The sequence below is a fragment of the Streptomyces sp. NPDC000594 genome, from assembly GCF_040299965.1.
GTDB lineage: Bacteria > Actinomycetota > Actinomycetes > Streptomycetales > Streptomycetaceae > Streptomyces.
Map to the genome: position 1 here is coordinate 118,979 of NZ_JBEPCY010000012.1, position 18,242 is coordinate 137,220.

15 protein-coding genes are annotated in these 18,242 nt (G+C 72.8%); 8 read left to right on the forward strand and 7 right to left on the reverse strand.

Features of this window, described 5'->3' with window-relative positions; all coding sequences use genetic code 11:
• Positions 1-350 precede the first annotated feature (350 nt).
• Together abc-f and ABT354_RS18885 are read left to right on the forward strand one after the other, a co-directional pair.
• Positions 351-2,072 (forward strand): ribosomal protection-like ABC-F family protein, encoded by a 1,722-nt coding sequence (gene abc-f, locus ABT354_RS18880; protein ID WP_351495090.1) that lies wholly within the window; start codon positions 351-353, stop codon positions 2,070-2,072.
• A 99-nt stretch (positions 2,073-2,171) separates the two neighbouring features.
• Positions 2,172-3,923: a DUF8823 domain-containing protein gene (locus ABT354_RS18885; protein ID WP_351495092.1), complete on the forward strand. Its 1,752-nt coding sequence runs from the start codon at positions 2,172-2,174 to the stop codon at positions 3,921-3,923.
• 109 nt (positions 3,924-4,032) lie between these two features.
• Here the strand turns inward: ABT354_RS18885 and ABT354_RS18890 are convergent, their stop codons facing one another.
• Positions 4,033-5,157 (reverse strand): NAD(P)-dependent alcohol dehydrogenase, encoded by a 1,125-nt coding sequence (locus tag ABT354_RS18890; RefSeq protein ID WP_351495094.1) that lies wholly within the window; start codon positions 5,155-5,157, stop codon positions 4,033-4,035.
• A gap of 139 nt (positions 5,158-5,296) precedes the next feature.
• On the opposite strand from ABT354_RS18890, the gene ABT354_RS18895 reads away from it, so the two are divergent.
• Positions 5,297-6,175 (forward strand): helix-turn-helix domain-containing protein, encoded by an 879-nt coding sequence (locus tag ABT354_RS18895; protein ID WP_351495096.1) that lies wholly within the window; start codon positions 5,297-5,299, stop codon positions 6,173-6,175.
• A gap of 130 nt (positions 6,176-6,305) precedes the next feature.
• Here the strand turns inward: ABT354_RS18895 and ABT354_RS18900 are convergent, their stop codons facing one another.
• Positions 6,306-7,565, reverse strand: a complete 1,260-nt coding sequence (locus ABT354_RS18900; protein WP_351495098.1) for a L,D-transpeptidase — start codon at positions 7,563-7,565, stop codon at positions 6,306-6,308.
• Between the two features lie 258 nt (positions 7,566-7,823).
• Between ABT354_RS18900 and ABT354_RS18905 the strand changes: the two genes are divergently transcribed.
• Positions 7,824-8,123, forward strand: coding sequence for a hypothetical protein (locus ABT354_RS18905; protein ID WP_351495100.1), 300 nt, complete (start codon positions 7,824-7,826; stop codon positions 8,121-8,123).
• A 110-nt stretch (positions 8,124-8,233) separates the two neighbouring features.
• Here ABT354_RS18905 and hutH read toward each other — a convergent pair whose 3' ends face one another.
• The 5 genes from hutH to ABT354_RS18930 all read right to left on the reverse strand — a co-directional run bounded on the left by hutH (position 8,234) and on the right by ABT354_RS18930 (position 14,759).
• The gene (gene hutH, locus ABT354_RS18910; RefSeq protein WP_351495259.1) at positions 8,234-9,775 is read right to left on the reverse strand and encodes a histidine ammonia-lyase; all 1,542 of its coding nucleotides are present in this window, start codon (positions 9,773-9,775) and stop codon (positions 8,234-8,236) included.
• Between the two features lie 117 nt (positions 9,776-9,892).
• Positions 9,893-11,221 (reverse strand): GGDEF domain-containing protein, encoded by a 1,329-nt coding sequence (locus ABT354_RS18915; RefSeq protein ID WP_351495102.1) that lies wholly within the window; start codon positions 11,219-11,221, stop codon positions 9,893-9,895.
• Positions 11,222-11,395: 174 nt separating this feature from the next.
• The gene (locus ABT354_RS18920; RefSeq protein ID WP_351495104.1) at positions 11,396-12,190 is read right to left on the reverse strand and encodes an enoyl-CoA hydratase/isomerase family protein; all 795 of its coding nucleotides are present in this window, start codon (positions 12,188-12,190) and stop codon (positions 11,396-11,398) included.
• Between the two features lie 246 nt (positions 12,191-12,436).
• Positions 12,437-13,585, reverse strand: coding sequence for an adenylate/guanylate cyclase domain-containing protein (locus ABT354_RS18925; protein ID WP_351495106.1), 1,149 nt, complete (start codon positions 13,583-13,585; stop codon positions 12,437-12,439).
• Positions 13,586-13,901: 316 nt separating this feature from the next.
• Complete coding sequence (locus ABT354_RS18930) at positions 13,902-14,759, reverse strand: biotin--[acetyl-CoA-carboxylase] ligase (protein WP_351495108.1); 858 nt, start codon at positions 14,757-14,759, stop codon at positions 13,902-13,904.
• A 282-nt stretch (positions 14,760-15,041) separates the two neighbouring features.
• Here ABT354_RS18930 and ABT354_RS18935 point away from each other — a divergent pair, with 282 nt between their 5' ends.
• The 4 genes from ABT354_RS18935 (at position 15,042) to ABT354_RS18950 (ending at position 17,982) form a co-directional block, all read left to right on the forward strand.
• Positions 15,042-16,685, forward strand: coding sequence for an acyl-CoA carboxylase subunit beta (locus tag ABT354_RS18935; protein WP_351495110.1), 1,644 nt, complete (start codon positions 15,042-15,044; stop codon positions 16,683-16,685).
• A 93-nt stretch (positions 16,686-16,778) separates the two neighbouring features.
• Positions 16,779-17,030 (forward strand): acyl-CoA carboxylase epsilon subunit, encoded by a 252-nt coding sequence (locus tag ABT354_RS18940; protein WP_351495112.1) that lies wholly within the window; start codon positions 16,779-16,781, stop codon positions 17,028-17,030.
• Positions 17,031-17,227: 197 nt separating this feature from the next.
• Positions 17,228-17,356 carry a morphogenic membrane protein MmpB gene (gene mmpB / locus ABT354_RS18945; protein WP_351495114.1) on the forward strand — a complete coding sequence of 43 codons (129 nt, stop codon included), beginning with the start codon at positions 17,228-17,230 and terminating at the stop codon, positions 17,354-17,356.
• A 20-nt stretch (positions 17,357-17,376) separates the two neighbouring features.
• Positions 17,377-17,982: a Maf family protein gene (locus ABT354_RS18950; protein WP_351495116.1), complete on the forward strand. Its 606-nt coding sequence runs from the start codon at positions 17,377-17,379 to the stop codon at positions 17,980-17,982.
• The last annotated feature ends 260 nt before the right edge of the window (positions 17,983-18,242 follow it).

The following is an 18,242-nucleotide window of genomic DNA, read 5'->3' on the forward strand; positions in this document are numbered from 1 at the left end:
GCCCCATCGGCGTCGCCCCGGCCGACAGCTGAGTCCGGCCCGCAGCTGAGTCCTCCGCCCCGTCCCTGACCCCGCCCCCGCTGTCCCCGTCGTCACCGGCCACGGGAAAACCGGAGGACCGGGGGCGGGGTCGTTCCGTAGAGTGGGGCCATGGGTTTGTTCGCTCACTTCTTCTTCGTCTGAGTCCGCGCGCGGACGCGGCCTCGTAGCACCACGCCCCGAGCACGGTGGCGCGGTGCGGTGCCGTCGTCCCTCTCACCGGTGGTCCGGCTTTTCGATGCCGGGCCCGGCGAACCCATTCGTACCGCTGTGCGGGCCCTGCCCCGGCGGTGTTCCCGAGGGAAACGATCATGCGCGCACGCACCCAGCACTCCCCTGCATCCAAGCCGTCCCAGCAGTCCTTGAAGGCCCAGCTGTCCTTGAAGGACGTCTCCAAGAGCTATGGCACCCGTACGGTGCTCGACCGGATCAGCCTGGCGGTCCGGCCCGGTGAGCGGGCCGGGGTCATCGGGGAGAACGGCTCCGGCAAGTCCACCCTGCTCCGGCTGATGGCCGGGGCCGAGGCGCCCGACAGCGGGGAGGTCACCGTCCGGGCGCCCGGGGGGACCGGGCGGCTCGCCCAGACGCTGGAGCTGACCTTCGGGGTCGGCGACGGCCACACCGTGGCGGAGACCGTCGACGCCGCCCTCGCCGAGCTGCGGGAGCTGGCGGAGCGGCTGCGGACGGCCGAGGCCGGGCTCACCGGCGACCCGGCGGCGCTGGCCGCCTACGGCGAACTGCTGACCGCCTTCGAGGAGCGCGGCGGATACGAGGCCGACGCCCGGGTCGACGCCTCCCTCGACGGACTCGGCCTCTCCGGCATCGGGCGCGACCGCCCCGTCGGCACCCTCTCCGGCGGGGAGCGCTCCCGGCTCGCCCTCGCCTGTGTCCTCGCCTCCGACCCCGAACTGCTGCTCCTGGACGAGCCGACCAACCATCTCGACCGGCGCGCCACCGACTGGCTGGAGCGGCGGCTGCGCGACCACCGGGGCACCGTGGTCGCCGTCACCCATGACCGGGTCTTCCTGGACCGGATCGCGACCACCGTCCTGGAGGTCGACCGCGACACCCGTACGGTGCGCCGCTACGGCGACGGCTGGCAGGGCTACCGCCAGGCGAAGGCCGCCGCCCGCCGCCGCTGGGCCCAGGAGCACCGGGAGTGGCTGGACGAGCTGGCCCGCGCCGAGGAGCTGGTCACAGCGGCCGGACAGCGGCTGCGCGGCGGGGGCGGGGACCCGGGCGAGGGCTTCGGCAAGCACCGGCGCTCCTCCGAGGCCAAGCTCTCCGGCCGGGTCGGGGCCGCCCGCGAGCGGCTGGATCGGCTGCGGCGGGAGCCGGTGCCCCCGCCGCCGGAGCCGCTGCGCTTCCGGGCCGGCCTCCGTACCACCGACCCGGTCACAGACATGGAAATAGACACAGACACAGATGGCACCCCGATGGGGGACGGTGGCGGCGGCATCGTGGCCGAGGCACGGGACATCGTCGTCGGCGACCGGCTCCGGCTGGACCGGCTGCGGATCGGCGCGGGCGCCCGCCTGCTGGTCACCGGCCCCAACGGCGCGGGCAAGACCACCCTGCTCCGGGTGCTCGCCGGGGAGCTGCGCCCGGACCGGGGCACCGTCCGCCACGGCCCCGGGACCGCCGTCGGCCGGCTGGCACAGGAACTGGACCCGGCCCCCTCCCCCGTACCGCTGCTGCAGGCCTACGCACGGGACCGGCCGGGCCACCCGGAGGAGTACACGGACGAACTGCTCGGTCTGGGCCTCTTCCGGGAGGCGGATCTGACGGTTCCGGTACCGGCGCTCTCGGTCGGCCAGCGGCAGCGGCTGGCGCTGGCCCGGCTGCTGGCCGCCCCGGTGGATCTGCTGCTCCTGGACGAGCCGACGAACCATCTCGCCCCGGATCTGGTGGAGGAGCTGGAGGCGGCCCTCACCGCCTATCCGGGGGCGGTCGTCGCGGTCTCGCACGACCGGGGGTTCGGCGGCGCGTTCCCCGGCGAGCGGCTGGAGCTGTGCTCCGGCACGGCTCGGTGACCGACCCCGGGGCCCGGCCGGGACAGGGCCGGGCCCCCGGGGGTACGAAGGTCCGCCAGTAGGGTTGTCACCGTGGGGAGCAGCGAACGACAGGCAGAGATGACCAGGCCCGGCGGGAACGGAACGACCGAGGGAGAGGCACCGGAAGCGGGGGAACGCACCACCGGGCACCCGGCCACCGCCGTTTCCGCGCGGATCGCGCCCGAGCGGGTCCCCGGGCAACCCGGGCCCGGTAACGCCCCGGCGGAGGGATCCGGTGGGCCCGCCGGGCGGGGCGCGTCCTGGTGGCGGATCCCGCTGATCGTGACGGCCGCCGTGGCCCCGCTGTACCTGGTGTGGGCGGTGTGGCTGGCGACCGGCGGTGGCGATCTCGCCGCCCAGTTCGCCTGGACCGCCTTCGCCCGGGAGCATCCCTCGTCGGCGTACAACCTCTCCTGGTACGGGGGGATGCACACCGTCAATTACAGCGTGCTGACCCCGCCGCTGATGGCGTTCCTCGGGGTGCGGACGGTCTCCGTCGCCGCCGGGCTGATCGGCACCTGGGCGCTCGCCCTGCTGGTGGTCCGGAGTCCGGTGGCCCGGCCGCTGTGGCCCGCGCTGCTGGGCGCCCTGGCCGTCTGGTGCAATATCGCCTCGGGCCGGACCACCTTCGCGCTGGGGTTCGCGATCGGTCTGGTCGCCCTGGTGTACATCCGCAGGCCCGCCCTGGCGGCGGTGGGTACGGCCCTCGCCACCCTGGCGAGCCCGGTCGCCGGGCTCTTCCTGGTGGTCGTGGGCGCGGCCTGGCTGCTGGAGCGGCGGTGGCACCGGGCCCTGGCGCTGCTCGTACCGCCCGCCCTGGTGGTGGCGGTGACCACGGTGCTCTTCCCGTTCTCCGGTGAGATGCCGATGCCGTCGGGGAAGCTCTGGCTGCCCCTGCTGGTCTGCGCCACCCTGGTGGTGGCCGCTCCGCCCGCGTGGCGGATGGTGCGATACGGGGCCGGGATCTATGCCGTCGGGGTGGTGCTGACCTTCTTCATCCCGACCCCGATCGGGACCAATGTGGAGCGGCTGGCGGGGCTCGCGGGGCCGGTGGTGCTGCTGGCCGCCGTTCTCACCGCCTTCGCGGGGGTGCCCCGTTCGGCCTGGTTCGCCCGCTCCCGGGCGGGGCTGGCCCGGCTGCTGCTGGTGGCGGTCCTCGCGGTGAATGTCTCCTGGCTGGGCGACAAGACCGAGGACGATCTCACGGTCTCCACCGTGGTCCCGGCGTGGGCCGAGGAGACCGACGGGGTGGTACGGGAGCTGAAGCGGCTCGGCTCCGACCGGATGCGGGTGGAGGTGGTCCCGGCCCGTAACCACCGGGAGGCCACCGTCCTCGCCCCGCACCTCAATATGGCCCGTGGCTGGAACCGCCAGCTCGATGTGGAGCGCGGCCGGCTCTTCTACGACGGCTCGCTGAGCGAGGAGAGCTACCGCCAGTGGCTGGACCGCTGGGCGGTGGGTCTGGTGGTGCTGCCGCACGGCCGGATCGACGGCCCCGCCGAGGACGAGGCGGAGCTGGTCCGCTCCGGACCGGCGTGGCTGGAGCGGGTCTGGTCCGACGAGGGCTGGAGCATCTTCCGGGTGAAGGATCCAGTGCCGCTGGTCCCGGCCCCGGCGACGGTGGTCCGCGGGGACGCCTCCGAGTTGGTGGTACGGATGCCGGCGGCCGGTTCGGTGACGGTACGGGTGGCGTACTCGCCCTGGCTCCGTGCCGAGGGGGCGTGTCTGAGCGAGGACGGCGAGTACACCCGGCTGACGGTGGAACGGGCCGGTGAGTACCGGCTGGACTCCCGCTACCGGTTCCCCGGCACGGGCGACGGCGGCTGCTGACCCTCCGCCGGGAACGGGCGCGCGCGACCACCCGGTGCGCGCGACCGCCCCCGGCCCCGGGCCCCCGCCCCGGCCCCAGCCGCAGGGCTCAGGGCTCAGGGCTCAGGGCTCAGATCGTGGCCGCGTCGATCACGAAGCGAAAGCGCACATCCCCGGCGAGGACCCGCTCGTACGCCTCGTTGATCTGCTCGGCGCGGATCACCTCGACCTCCGCCACGATCCCGTGCCGGGCGCAGAAGTCCAGCATCTCCTGGGTCTCCGCGATCCCGCCGATCATCGACCCCGCCAGCGTGCGCCGCCCCGCCAGCAGGTCGAAGAGGTTCAGCCCGACGGGCTCCTCGGGGGCGCCGACATTCACCATCACCCCGTCCGTGGCGAGCAGCCCCAGATAACGGCCCATCGGCAGCGGCGCGGAGACGGTCGAGACGATCAGGTCGAAGCTCCCGGCCAGCTCCTCGAAGGTCTTCTCGTCGGCGGTGGCGTAGTAGTGGTCGGCGCCCATCCGCAGCCCGTCCTCCTGCTTGCGCAGCGACTGGCTCAACACGGTGACCTCGGCGCCGAGCGCATGGGCGATCTTCACTCCCATATGGCCGAGACCGCCAAGGCCCACGATCGCGACCCGCTTGCCGGGGCCCGCCTTCCAGTGGACCAGCGGGGAGTAGAGCGTGACGCCCGCGCAGAGCAGCGGCGCGGCGGCGTCCAGGGCGAGGCCGTCGGGTATGCGGACGGTGAAGGACTCGTCCACGACGACATGGGTGGAGTAGCCGCCGTAGGTGGGCTCGCCCTCCTTGTCCCGGCCGTTGTAGGTGGGGACGGAGGCGGTGCAGTACTGCTCCCGCCCGGCCCGGCAGTCGTCACAGGTGCGGCAGGAGTCGACCAGACAGCCGACCCCGACCCGGTCGCCGACGGCGAAGCGGGTGACGGCCCCTCCGGTGGCGGCGACCACACCCGCGATCTCATGCCCCGGGACCATCGGATAGATGCCCTCGTCCCAGCCGTCGCGCACCTGGTGGATGTCGGAGTGGCAGATGCCCGCGTAGACGATCTCGATCAGTACGTCGTGGTCGCCGACCGGACGGCGGGGGACGGTGGTCCGCTCCAGCGGGGCATGGGCGGCGGGGGCGGCATAGGCGGGGACCGTGGTGACAGCGGAAGCAGTGGTGACGGCGGAGGCAGCAGAGGCATTGGAGACGGTGGTGGCAGCGGAGACGGTGGTGAAGTCCTGGGTGGTCATGGGAGAACCCTGGTCGATCGCCGGAACCGGGCCCAGCCCTCTGCTGTGCGTACCACCGCCGTTCCTACCACTGACAGGGACAGGCTCCCCGTACTCGGGCACCCGTACCGAAGAATCCCGCCCCGGCGATACTGGCCCCATGGATCAGCGCGCCGAACTCAGCGAATTCCTCCGGTCCCGCCGAGCCCGGCTGCTCCCCTCGGATGTGGGGCTGCCCTCCTTCGGCAACCGCCGCCGGGTGCCGGGGCTGCGCCGGGAGGAGCTGGCGCTGCTGGCGGGGGTCTCGGTGGCGTACTACACCCGGCTGGAACAGGGCCACGGCGGGAATGTCTCCATGGAGGTACTGGACTCGATAGCGCGGGCGCTCCGGCTCTCGGACGCGGAACGGGACCATCTCAGCCATCTCGCCGGGCAGAAGCGGACCAAGCACCGGCGGACTGCCGCCCGGCCGCAGCGGCTGCGCCCGGCGGTGCGGCATCTGCTGGACGCGATGGAGACCGTTCCGGCGTATGTGCTGGGCCGGCGGCTGGATGTGCTGGGCTGGAACAGGATGGCCCGCGCACTGCTGGGCGACCTCTCCGCGCTCGCCCCGGCCGATCGGAACATGGCACGGATCGTCTTCCTCGACCCCAACGCGGTCGATCTGTACGAGGACTGGGAGAACAAGGCAACCCAGGTGGTCAGCATGTTGCGGATGTACGCGGGGTGCTCGCCGGACGACCCCCGGCTGCCGGAGCTGATCGGCGATCTGTCGGTGCGCAGCGAGGACTTCCGGCGACTGTGGGCGGCGCACACGGTGGCGGACAAGGGCCATGGCACCAAGCGGATCCGCCATCCGCTGGTGGGCTCGATGACGCTCTCGTACGAGACGCTGCGCCTGCCCGACGACCACGATCTGGCGCTGGTGACCTATCACGCGGAGCCGGGCTCCCGTTCGGCGGAGCTGTTGCGGCTGCTGTCGGGGTGGGGGGTCGACGGGGTGCCGGACGGGTCGGCGGAGGAGACGGTCGGCCACTGAGCCACTGAGCCACTGAGCCGCCGGGCCGCCGGGCCGCCGGGCAGGCAGCGCGAAGGCGGCGCCCCGGGAGGAGCGCCGCCTTCGCGGTGGTGCGATGGACCCGTGGTGGGTACGAGGTACGGCGACCGGATCAGGCGGCCGAGCCGGCCTTCCACTTCGCCCAGTCCATGTTCCAGCCGTTGAGGCCGTTGTCCGGGGCGATGGTCTCGTCCTTGGAGTTCTTCACGACCACGACATCGCCGAGCAGCGAGTTGTCGTAGAACCAGGCACCGGGCTTGCCCGGGTTGTTGGCGCCCTGCACATCCTCAAGGCCCACACAGCCGTGGCTGGTGTTGGAGTTGCCGAAGACGCCGCGACCCCAGTAGTTGCCGTGGATGAAGGTGCCGGAGGTGGAGAGCCGCATGGCGTGCGGCACGTCCTTGATGTCGTACTCGCCCTTGCCGCTGGCGTCGGTGAAGCCGACCGTGGCGCCGTTCATCCGGGTCTCCTTGAACTTCTCGGAGATCACCATCTGACCGTTGTAGGTCGGGGTGGCGGGGGCGCCCGCGGAGATCGGGATGGTCCGGACGGTCTTGCCGTCGCGCTGGATCTTCATGGTCTTGGCGGCGGCGTCGACCACGGAGACCTGGTTGCGGCCGATGTTGAAGGTCACCGTCTTCTGCTGGACACCGACGACGCCGGGGGCGCCCTCGACACCGTCCAGGTTGAGCTTCAGCGTGACCTTGGTGTTCTCCTTCCAGTACTGCTCGGGGCGGAAGTCGAGGCGCTGGCTGTTGAACCAGTGACCGACGATTTCCTGGCCCCCGGTGGAGGAGACGGTGATCGCGGACTGCACCGCCTTGCGGTCCTTGATCGGCTTGTTGAAGTTGATCGAGACGGGCATTCCGACACCGACGGTGGAATTCGCCTCGGGGGTGAAGTTGCCGATGAAGCTGTTGTCGGGCGAGACGGTGGTGAAGGAGCTGTTCTCATGGGCGGTGAGCCCGGCGGAGTCCTTGGCCTTCGCCGCGAGCTTGTAGCCGGTGGAGCGCTCCAGCTGGGCGTCGGGCTTCCAGCTCTTGGCGTCGCCGGCGAGGGTGCCCTTGACCGGGGCGCCGTCGGCGGTGGTGAGCTTGACCTCGACCAGGGTGCCGTCGGTGACGGTGACCTTGCCGGCGTTGTTGATGCTGGCGTTGGTGGCGCCGTTCTTGGGCGCGATGGCTATTCGCGCCTTGGAGACCTTCTCGGCAGCGGCCTTGTCGACCTGCGCCTGGGACTTCCCGGACTTGTCGTCCCCGCCCTTGTCACCGCCGTCGCTGCACGCCGACAGCACCAGGACACCGCTGAGCACCGCCGCCGCCGCCGCGAAACCCCGCCGCCGCTTGCTGTCCGTCTTCACACGCTTCTCCATCGTCCCCGATTTCCCCTGACCGAACTACTTAGTTGAACACCCATTTCGGGCCTCGCGGTTGCATTCACCCGGGCGATGTGGGGAACGCCACTCTCCTGTCGGCTGTATCCGGTCAACCTTTCCGGAGCACCATCTTCCCTGGGACGGTTCCGGAGCCGGGCGGCGGGGCGGGGAACCCCGGATTTTCTTTGACGTGCACCTCTCACTAGCATCTGCGCATCCGGCCAACTCAAGGACGCCTCAAGGGAGATCGTGTCCGTGTCCGTCGCACGCCGACCGCTTCTGACCGCCATCGTCGCAGGGCTGCTGCTGTGTGCCCTGTGGTTCGTCCCGTCAGCGAACGCCTCCGTCGATCCGGGCGGGGACCGGAGAACCCCGGGGGGCGGATCCGTGGTCGCCCCGGGCACCGGCGCGGCCGCCGCCGCGCGGGCGCTGCGGCTCGCGGAGACCGGGAGCCTCAACACCACGCCCTATCTGATCGGCGGCACCGGCTTTCTGGGGCTGGGAATCGGCTTTGTGGCCTATGCGGTCCGCAGGCGCGGTTCCGACCCGATGTAAGCCTGTACGTACACCTATGAGCCGGTACGGTCGTGACCGTACTGGTGAGCCCGTACGGAGGACAACCACGCAGGGCCGGTCCCGCAACACCGGGGCCGGCCCTCCGCCGTTCAGGCCAGTGGTCCGGTGACCCGCTCCACCGCCGCGAGCAGCGCCCCGTCGCGGACGAAGGCGTCGGCCAGCTCCAGTTCGGGGGCGAGGAAACGGTCCGGCCCCGGCCCCTCGACCCCGGCGGCGCGCAGGGCATCGATCGCCGCCCGGGACGCGGGCGCCGGGGTCAGCCCCCTCCGCAGCTCGATGGCGCGGGTCGCCGCGTACAGCTCGACGGCGAGGACCCGGCCGAGGGCGGCGACGGCGGTACGGAGCTTGCGCGCGGCCGACCAGCCCATGGAGACATGGTCCTCCTGCATCGCCGAGGACGGGATGGAGTCGGCGGAGGCGGGGACGGCGAGCCGCTTCATCTCACTGACCAGCGCCGCCTGGGTGTACTGGGCGATCATCAGGCCCGAGTCCACGCCGGGGTCGTCCGCGAGGAAGGGCGGCAGGCCATGGCTGCGGTTCTTGTCCAGCAGCCGGTCGGTGCGGCGTTCGGCGATGGAGGCGAGGTCGGCGGCGGCGATGGCGAGGAAGTCCAGGACATAGGCGACGGGGGCGCCGTGGAAGTTGCCGTTGGACTCCACCCGGCCGTCGGGCAGCACCACCGGGTTGTCGACGGCGGAGGCGAGTTCGCGGTCGGCGACCAGCCGGGCGTGGGCGAGGGTGTCCCGGCCGGCCCCGGCCACCTGGGGGGCGCAGCGCACCGAGTAGGCGTCCTGCACCCGGGGCGCCTCGTCCTGCTGGAAGTGGCCGGTGAGGCCGGACCCCTTGAGCACGGCGGCCATATTGGCGGCGGCGGCGGACTGGCCGGGGTGGGGGCGGACGGCGTGCAGCTCGGGTGCGAGGACCCGGTCGGTGCCGAGCAGCGCTTCGAGGCTGAGCGCGGCGGTGATGTCGGCCGAGGTGTAGAGGGAGTGGAGGTCGGCGAGGGCGAGGACCAGCATGCCGAGCATGCCGTCGGTGCCGTTGAGGAGGGCGAGGCCCTCCTTCTCCCGGAGTTCGACGGGGGCGAGGCCGTGTTCGGCGAGGAGTTCGGCGGCGGGGCGGACCCGGCCGTCGGGGCCTTCGGCGTCGCCCTCGCCCATGAGTGCGAGGGCGCAGTGGGAGAGCGGGGCGAGATCGCCGGAGCAGCCGAGGGATCCGTACTCATGGACGACGGGGGTGATCCCGGCGTTGAGGAGACCGGCCATGGCGAGGGCGGTACCGGGGCGGACTCCGGTATGTCCGGAACATACCGTCTTCAGCCGCAGGAACATCAGGGCGCGGACCACTTCGCGCTCCACCCTCGGGCCCATGCCGGCGGCGTGCGAGCGGACGATGTTCCGCTGGAGCCGGGTACGGAGTTCGGGCCCGATATGGCGGGTGGCGAGCGCCCCGAAGCCGGTGGAGACGCCATAGACGGGCTCGGGGGTCGCGGCGAGCGTGTCCACGATGGAGCGGGCGGCGGCGAGGGCGGCGAGGGCCTCGGGGGACAGCTCGACCCGGGCACCCCGGCGGGCCACGGCCACCACGTCATCGGCGGTGACGCCGGACGGTCCCACCACGACGGTATGCATATCCATATTCAGCAGCGTACGTATTGAATTGCAGCATGTCATCAGAGGAACGGGAGGCGATCGGGGCGGGTGGGACGGTCGCGCCCCAAGGCGCACCCGGCCACAGGCGCGGGGCGGCTAGGGCTCGTCGGTGCCGTCCGCCGGGACGCCCCGGAAGGCGCGGCGCTCACGGTGGGGATGGGACGGCGGGGTGTCGGCGAGACGCAGCACCGAGCCGTCGCGGCCCGCGACGACCGGGCCGGGCGAGCGCTCGGCCTTGGCGCGGTACTGGGCGGCGTCCGCCAGCCGGAAGAGCCGGCGGGCGCTGCGGATCTGGCCGATCGGGTCCCCGGTGGAGGCGACTCCGCAGGCCACCCCCTCCCCCAGTTCCAACGCGGCGGCCCGGTCACAGAGTTCCCCGGCGACCCGGACCACCTCGTCGGCGGTGGGACCCACCGAGAGCAGACAGAACTCGTCGCCGCCCAGCCGGGCGGCGAGCGCGCCGGGGAGCATCGCCCCGCAGAGCGAGAGGACCGAGCCGAACCGTTCCAGCAGACGGTCGCCGACGGCATGGCCCTGGGTGTCGTTCACCTGCTTGAGGCCGTTGAGGTCGCAGACGACCAGGCTGACCACGGAGCCGTCGGCGCGATGGCGCTCCACCGCCTCGTCGAGCCGGGTGTCCACGGCCCGGCGGTTGGCGAGGCCCGTGAGGGGGTCGGTGAAGGCCAGCCGGCGTACCTCCTCCAGACGCTCGGTCTGGGCGATCCCGGAGGCGACGACCGAGGCGAGCACGGTCGCGAAATCCGTGTCGTCCCGGTCGAAGAGGGGAGCGCCGAGCGGGCGGGCCACATACAGCTCGCCCCAGGCCCGGCCGTGGAGCACGATCGGCGCCACCACACAGCAGCCGCGCTCACGGCGGCGGAGCGCCATGGCCCGGCCGTCCCGGGGGGCGGAGGGGTGGCGGTAGCCGGGCGGGGGGCCACCGGGGGCGGAACCACCGGCCCCGGAAGCGGGGGCGGATCCGGAACCCAGGGCGGACCCGGACCCGGACCCGGTTCCGGAACCGGCCTGGGCGGGGTTCTCCACCACCACCGGCCGCCCCACCCGGGCCCCGGGGGCACCCGGCGGCTCGTCCCCGGGGTACCGGGCCGCCGTCTCCACCCAGGCGTCCGGCTCACCGCCCCCCGCCCACCGCTCATGCAGAAACTCGGTGATCTCCGGGAAGCGGTTGACCGGATAGGTCTCCGCCTCCGGGAACTCCTCCTCGCCGGGGGCCCGTTCACCGGCATTGACCAGCACCTTGAGCCTGCCCAGCTCGCGCTCCCACACGGAGAGCGCGGCAAAGGAACCCGACAGTGCCGAGCACGCCCCCAGCGCCGCCGCCCGCCAGAACTCGCGCGGCGTCTGCGCCGCCGCCATCGCCTGCGCCAGTGCCACCACGGCTCGCAGCCGCCGATCCTCAGCCATCAAACCAGCTTAGGGAGGATTGGCGCGTTTTGATCGGTGAACGGTTATGTGCCCCTGCCCCGCCCGGTCAGCGCGGGGCCTCCCGGCCGGAGCGAGGCCGCCCGCTCAGAGCGAGGTCGCCCGTCCGGGGGCGGGACCGTCCGGCCGGGGGTCGGGGGCCCTGCCTCCGGGGGCTCACTCACCGGGCCACTGCGGCCTGCGCTTCTCGTTGAAGGCGGCCACCCCCTCCGCCCGGTCCCCGGAGAAGGCGACCGAACGCCAGGCGGCGTCCTCCACCTCCAGACCCGAGCGCAGATCGAGCCCCTGCCCCAGCCGCAGGGCGCGCTTGGCGGCCCGCAGCCCCAGCGGGGAGTTGGCCGCCATCCGGGCGGCGAGTGCCAGCGCCTCCGTCCGCGCGTCCTCCGCGAGTTGGTCGACCAGACCCAGCTCACGGGCCTCCTTGGCGGCCACCCTGCGGCCGGTGAAGACCAGCTCGGCGGCGCGGGCCGCGCCCACCCGGCGGGGCAGCAGCTGGGTCCCGCCACCGCCGGGGACCACCCCGACGGAGACCTCCGGCAGCCCCACCACGGTGGTGGCGTCACCCACGATCACATCGCACGCCAGCGCCAGCTCGAACCCACCGCCCAGCGCGAAGCCATGGACCCCGGCGACGGCCGGAACCGGCAGCTCCAGCACGCCCGTATAGGCGGCCCGGGTCACCGGGCGCTGCCGCCGCAGCTCCTCGTCGGTGAAGGAGTTGCGCTCCTTCAGATCGGCGCCGACACAGAAGGCCCGGTCGTTCGAGGAGGTCAGCACAGCGACCCGGACGGCCGGATCCCCGGCGAGGGCATCACAGGCGGCGCTGATCGAGCGGGCCATGGCGGTGGAGACGGCGTTCATCGCCCCCGGCCGGTCCAGGACCAGCTCGGCGACATGACCATGGGATCGGACCAGGACGTACTCGCCGAACCGCTGCTCGGACTCGGACATGGGACACCCTCCCGGTTAACGACGGTTCACCATCTCCCGGATCATAGGCCCCCCGCCGAAGGCCTCCCCGGGCGGTCCCGACGGGCACGGGCGACCGGCGCCAGGGGGCACCGGGGCGTACCGGGACAAGGGCGCGGGGACACACACGTACCAACAGGAACAGGAACGGAAACAGAAACGGAGAGGGACGGAGACGGGTACGGGCGTACGGGCGTACGGGCGTACGGGCGTACGGGCGTACGGGGCTCAGTGACGGCGGGCGAGCAGCCAGGGCTCGACCACGCCGAGGCCGCGCACGGGCCGCTGCCACATCGGCTGGAGCGCGAACCGGTACGCGGGCGGGGTCACGCCCTCCTTCTCCGCCGCCGCCGCGTCCTCCGCCGCCTGCGCCTCCGACTTCGGGGCGTCGCCGGTACGGATCAGCTCCTCGGCGAAGGCGCCGTCCACCAGCACCGCGTCCTTCGGGGCTATCGAGGTCAGCCGGCTGGCGAGATTCACCGTCGTCCCGAAGACATCGCCCATCCGGGTGGTGACCGTCCCGAAGGCGAGGCCCACCCGGAGCGCGGGCATGGTCTCGTCCTGGTTCATCGCGTCGATCAGCCGCAGCGCGATCTCGGAGGCGGTGCCCGCGTCGTCCGCCGCGTAGAGGACCTCGTCGCCCAGGGTCTTGATCAGCCGCCCGCCGTGCGCGGCCACCAGATCGGCGGCGCTGGTCTCGAAGGACTCGACCAGCTCGCCCAGCTCCTCCTCCTCCAGCCGACGGGTCAGCCGGGTGAAGCCGACCAGGTCGGCGAAGCCCACCGCGAGCCTGCGGTCGACCATCTCCTCGTCGTCCGCCGCCTGCACCACCCGGCCGGTCGCGGCGGCGAGCTGGCGGCGCCAGACGTACCGCAGGAACTCCTCCAGCTCCGGCAGGAGCAGCTCGATCAGCGGATAGGTGACCTCGGTACGGGTCATCCCCGGCTCGGGCGGCTCGGTCAGCCCCTCCAGGAAGGAGTCGATCTGCCATTCGGCCAGCCGGGCGGTGGTCTGGCCGGTGGAGCGCGCCACCTGGATCGCCATCGGCTCGCTGAGCAGCCCCGCCTCCACCAGACCGGCGAGCCGCCGCAGGGCGAGCACATCCGCCTCGGTGAGCGCCTTGGCCTGACCGATGTCGGCGAAGCCCATGGCCCGCCAGAAGCGGGAGGCCAGCTCCATGGAGACACCGGCGGTCCGGGCGGCCTGGAAGGGGGTGTAGCGGCGCTCCGCGCCGAGGATCAGCTGCTCCAGCCGGATGGCGAGGGGATCGTCGGTGGGCTCGGCCGTGTGGTCGACGTCGTGGTGGGGCGTCGGGTGCACGGACCGGGCGGACCCGCCGGACGCGCCCGCGCCGGACGTGGTTCGGTCGCCCGTCACCCGCCGCCTCCTGCCCGTTCCCTACCCACTGTCCTGCCGTTTCTCTCTCCGTCGCCGACCGCCTCAACGATACGACAGGTGTGCCCTAGCTCACGTCCCGGCGGCGGGGGAGGTTCATCCGGGGAGGCACCGGGCGGACGGGGGACGCGCCGTGAGCGCCTTGCCGCACATCGCACGCGCCCTTCGGTGCGGCCCCGCGCCCCTGTGTGCACCCCGCCCCGGGGCCCGGTCCCCCTTCGGCCCCGACCGCCCTGCCCGCCCTGTCCGCCCTGTCCGCCCGGCGGCACCTTCCGCCCCAGTGGCCCCGCCGGCCCGGTCAGTCTCCCGCCGGGCGCAGATGGACGATGTCCCCCGCCCCGACCGCCTCCCGGCCCCCGTCCGCGAGGGCGATCACCAGCCGTCCGTCGCCGTCCAGCGCCACCGCCTCGCCGGTGAGCGAGCGGTCCCCGGGGAGCAGCGCCCGCACGGTCCGGCCGAGGGTCGAACAGCCCGCCGCGTACGCCGGCTGCACCCGGGAGACGACCGGGTCGCCGCCGGCCGAGCGCCACTCCCCGTACCACTCCTCCAGGGAGCGCAGCACGGACCGGAGCAGGGGATCGCGGTCGGTGGAGACGGCGTTCGCGAGGGCGAGCGAACCCGCCGTCGGGACGGGCAGCTCATCGGCGCGGAGCGAGACATTGACGCCGATGCCGACGACCACCATCTCCTCGCCCGCCCGTTCCGCGAGGATGCCGCCGGTCTTGCGCTCCTCGCCGTCGACGGTGACCAGCAGGTCGTTGGGCCATTTGAGGGACATGTCGACCCCGGCGGACCTGCTCAGCCCGGTCGCCACCGCGACCCCGGCGAGCAGCGGCAGCCAGCCCCACCGGTCGACCGGCACCCCGGGGCCCGGCCGCAGCGCGACCGAGAAGAAGAGGCCCGAGCGCGGCGGCGCGGTCCAGGAGCGGTCGAGCCGCCCCCGTCCGGCGGTCTGCTCCTCGGCGACCAGCACCGCCCCTTCGGTGAGCGGGGTGCGGCGCACCAGGTCGGAGTTGGTGGAGCCGGTGGTGGGGACCACGTCGAGGGAGGTCCACAGCCCGCCGGGCCGGACCAGGGCACGGCGCAGTGAAGGGGCGGCGAGCGGCGGCCGGTCCAGGTCGGACCAGCGGTGACCGGGCGTATTCCGTGGCGTCATGCAAGCCAGGGTAGGTGTGGCAAACGCCGCACTGCCGAGAGGTATCGGCGCCGATACGCTACGAGTCGGTAGCAAGGGCGGCGGGTACGCGAGCAGCCGGGCCGACCGTCCCGTACCAGGTGGGAGGCCGTCCCCGAGAACCGGAGCCGACCCCATTGCCCGGAGCCGTCCGTAGAGCCCCGTCCGCAGAGCCGCCCGTACCGCCGTCAGCCATCGCACAGCCGTCGCGCCGGGGCACCGCCGCCGTCGCGCCGACCCGTCAGTCAGGGGAGCCGCATCCCGATGTCCGAGCCGGAGAAGGTCCGCGAAGAGGTCGCCGTCGCCGAGGTCCCGGCGGCGATCCCGGATCCGATCGATGTCCACACCACCGCCGGGAAGCTCGCGGATCTACGGCGGCGCCGGGAGGAGGCGGTCCACGCCGGCTCCGCGCGCGCGGTGGAGAAACAGCACGCCAAGGGGAAGCTGACCGCGCGTGAGCGGATCGATCTGCTGCTGGACGAGGGTTCCTTCGTCGAGTTCGACGAGCTGGTCCGGCACCGCTCCACCAGCTTCGGCCTGGAGCGCACCCGGCCATACGGGGACGGTGTCGTCACCGGGTACGGCACCGTCGACGGGCGTCCGGTCGCCGTCTTCTCGCAGGACTTCACGGTCTTCGGCGGCGCGCTCGGCGAGGTCTACGGCCAGAAGATCATCAAGGTGATGGACTTCGCGCTCAAGACCGGCTGCCCGGTGGTCGGCATCAACGACTCCGGCGGGGCGCGGATCCAGGAGGGGGTCAGCGCACTGGGGATGTACGGCGAGATCTTCCGGCGCAACACCCATGCCTCCGGGGTGATCCCGCAGATCTCCCTGGTGGTGGGCCCGTGCGCGGGCGGCGCCGTCTACTCCCCCGCGATCACCGACTTCACGGTGATGGTGGACCAGACGTCCCATATGTTCATCACCGGTCCGGATGTGATCAGGACGGTCACCGGGGAGGACGTCGGCTTCGAGGCGCTGGGCGGGGCCCGTACCCACAACACCACCTCGGGTGTGGCCCACCATCTGGCGGGCGACGAGAAGGACGCGATCGACTATGTGATCTCGCTCCTCTCCTATCTGCCGTCGAACAACCTCTCCGAGCCGCCCGCCTTCCCGGAGGAGGCGGAGCTGGAGACCACGGCGGAGGACCTGGAGCTGGACACCCTCGTCCCGGACAGTGCGAACCAGCCGTACGACATGCACACGGTGATCGAGCACATCCTGGACGAGGGCGAGTTCCTGGAGACCCAGGCGCTCTTCGCGCCGAACATCCTCACCGGCTTCGGCCGGGTGGAGGGGTATCCGGTCGGGGTGGTGGCCAATCAGCCGCTCCAGTTCGCGGGCTGTCTGGACATCAACGCCTCGGAGAAGGCGGCGCGGTTCGTCCGTACCTGCGACGCCTTCAACATCCCGGTGCTGACCTTCGTCGATGTGCCCGGCTTCCTGCCCGGGGTCGACCAGGAGTACGGGGGGATCATCCGCCGGGGCGCCAAGCTGATCTACGCCTACGCGGAGGCGACGGTGCCGCTGATCACCGTCATCGTCCGCAAGGCGTTCGGGGGCGCGTACGACGTGATGGGCTCCAAGCATCTGGGGGCCGACCTCAATCTGGCCTGGCCGACGGCGCAGATCGCGGTGATGGGCGCCCAGGGCGCGGTCAACATCCTGCACCGGCGCACCATCGCCGAGGCCGGGGACGCCGAGGAGCAGGAGGCCCGGCGGGCCGAGCTGATCCAGGAGTACGAGGACGCGCTGCTCAATCCGTACACGGCGGCCGAGCGCGGCTATATCGACCGGGTGGTGCTGCCGTCGGACACCCGGGTGCAGATCGTCCGGGGCCTGCGCCAGCTGCGGACCAAGCGGGAGAGCCTGCCGCCGAGGAAGCACGGCAATATCCCGCTGTGAGCGGGGTTCCCCTCGGAGGATCCCCTCAGAGGATCCCCGGAGGGGTCCCACCAGGCTGTCGGGGTGCGGCGGGGCGAGCGGAAGGACAAAGCGATGATCAGGGTGGTACGGGGCAATCCGACGCCGGAGGAGCTGGCGGCGGCGCTGGCGGTGGTACGGGCGCGTGCGCTGGCCTCGGCGGGCGCGGGCGCCGTGGGTGCTGCGGGCGCCGGGGGTGCATCGGGCGTCTCGGGCGAGAGCACCGCTCCGGGACCGGAGCAGTGGTCCGACCCGGCGCGGATCGCCCGGACCGGCCGCCCCCGCCCGGGGCCCCGGGCCTGGGCCCGGACCTACTGGCCGCGCTAGGTCGTCTCTTCACAGGGGCACCCGGGGCGGGGGGCTCCGCCGGGCGCTATCACCGGTCCCGGGGTGCCGGCGCCAGTGATGGACGGAGGATCACGCGATAGGTCTTGCGCGGGACTGCGGACTGTGTCCAAGGTCCCGCGCGGCTTGAGTACCCGTACTCAGGCGCGACCCTGCCCGGCGGCGCCACCATCGGAAACATGCTGTGGTCCGACCCGAAGAACGAGCCCCCCAAGGAACTGCGGGAGACGCAGGCGATGATGCGCCGGGCGGGGCTGCTGCTCGCGCTCGCCATGGTGGTGGGGATGTTCGTGCTGGGTCTGCGCTGAGCGCGCCCTACCATGCTGGCATGACCGCCCGAACCCCCCGCCTCGTCCTCGCCTCCGCCTCCCCCGCCCGGCTGCGTCTGCTGCGCGAGGCGGGCTTCGCCCCCGAAGTGATCGTCAGCGGGGTCGACGAGGACGCCCTCAGCGCCCCCACCCCCGCCGAGCTGGCCCTGGTCCTGGCCGAGGCGAAGGCGGCCGTCGTCGCCGCCCGCCCGGAGACCGCCGGGGCGCTGGTCATCGGCTGCGACTCGGTGCTCGAACTCGACGGGGTCGCGCTCGGCAAGCCCAAGGACGCCGAGGAGGCGACCGCCCGCTGGAAGGCGATGCGCGGGCGGAGCGGGGTGCTCCAGACCGGTCACTGTGTGACCGACACGGTCACCGGGCGGATCGCCTCGGCGACCGCGTCCACCACGGTCCGCTTCGGTGAGCCGACCGACCAGGAGATCGCCGCGTATGTGGCGACCGGTGAACCGCTCCAGCTCGCGGGCGCGTTCTCGCTGGACGGGCGGTCCGGTCCGTTCGTCCAGGGCATCGACGGGGACCACGGCAATGTCATCGGTCTGTCGCTGCCGCTGCTGCGCGGGCTGCTCGCCGAGCACGGCCGCTCGGTGACGGACTTCTGGGTCTGACGGCCCTCCGGGTCCGGCCCTCTTCCCGGCCCGGCCCCCTTCCGGGCTGACGGCCTTCCCGGTCCGGCCGCCCTCCGGGTCCGGCCCTCTTCCGAAGCTGCGGGACCCACCCCCTTACCGCCGGTAAGGGCCTGGCGGGCCGGGGCGGACCACTGACCGGTACCGGACCGTACAGGGGCCCGGACACCCCCGGACGGCCCAGCCGCCACCGCCGTGACTAGCCGGAAACACCCCAGGGGCATTCGTAGACACTCCACAAA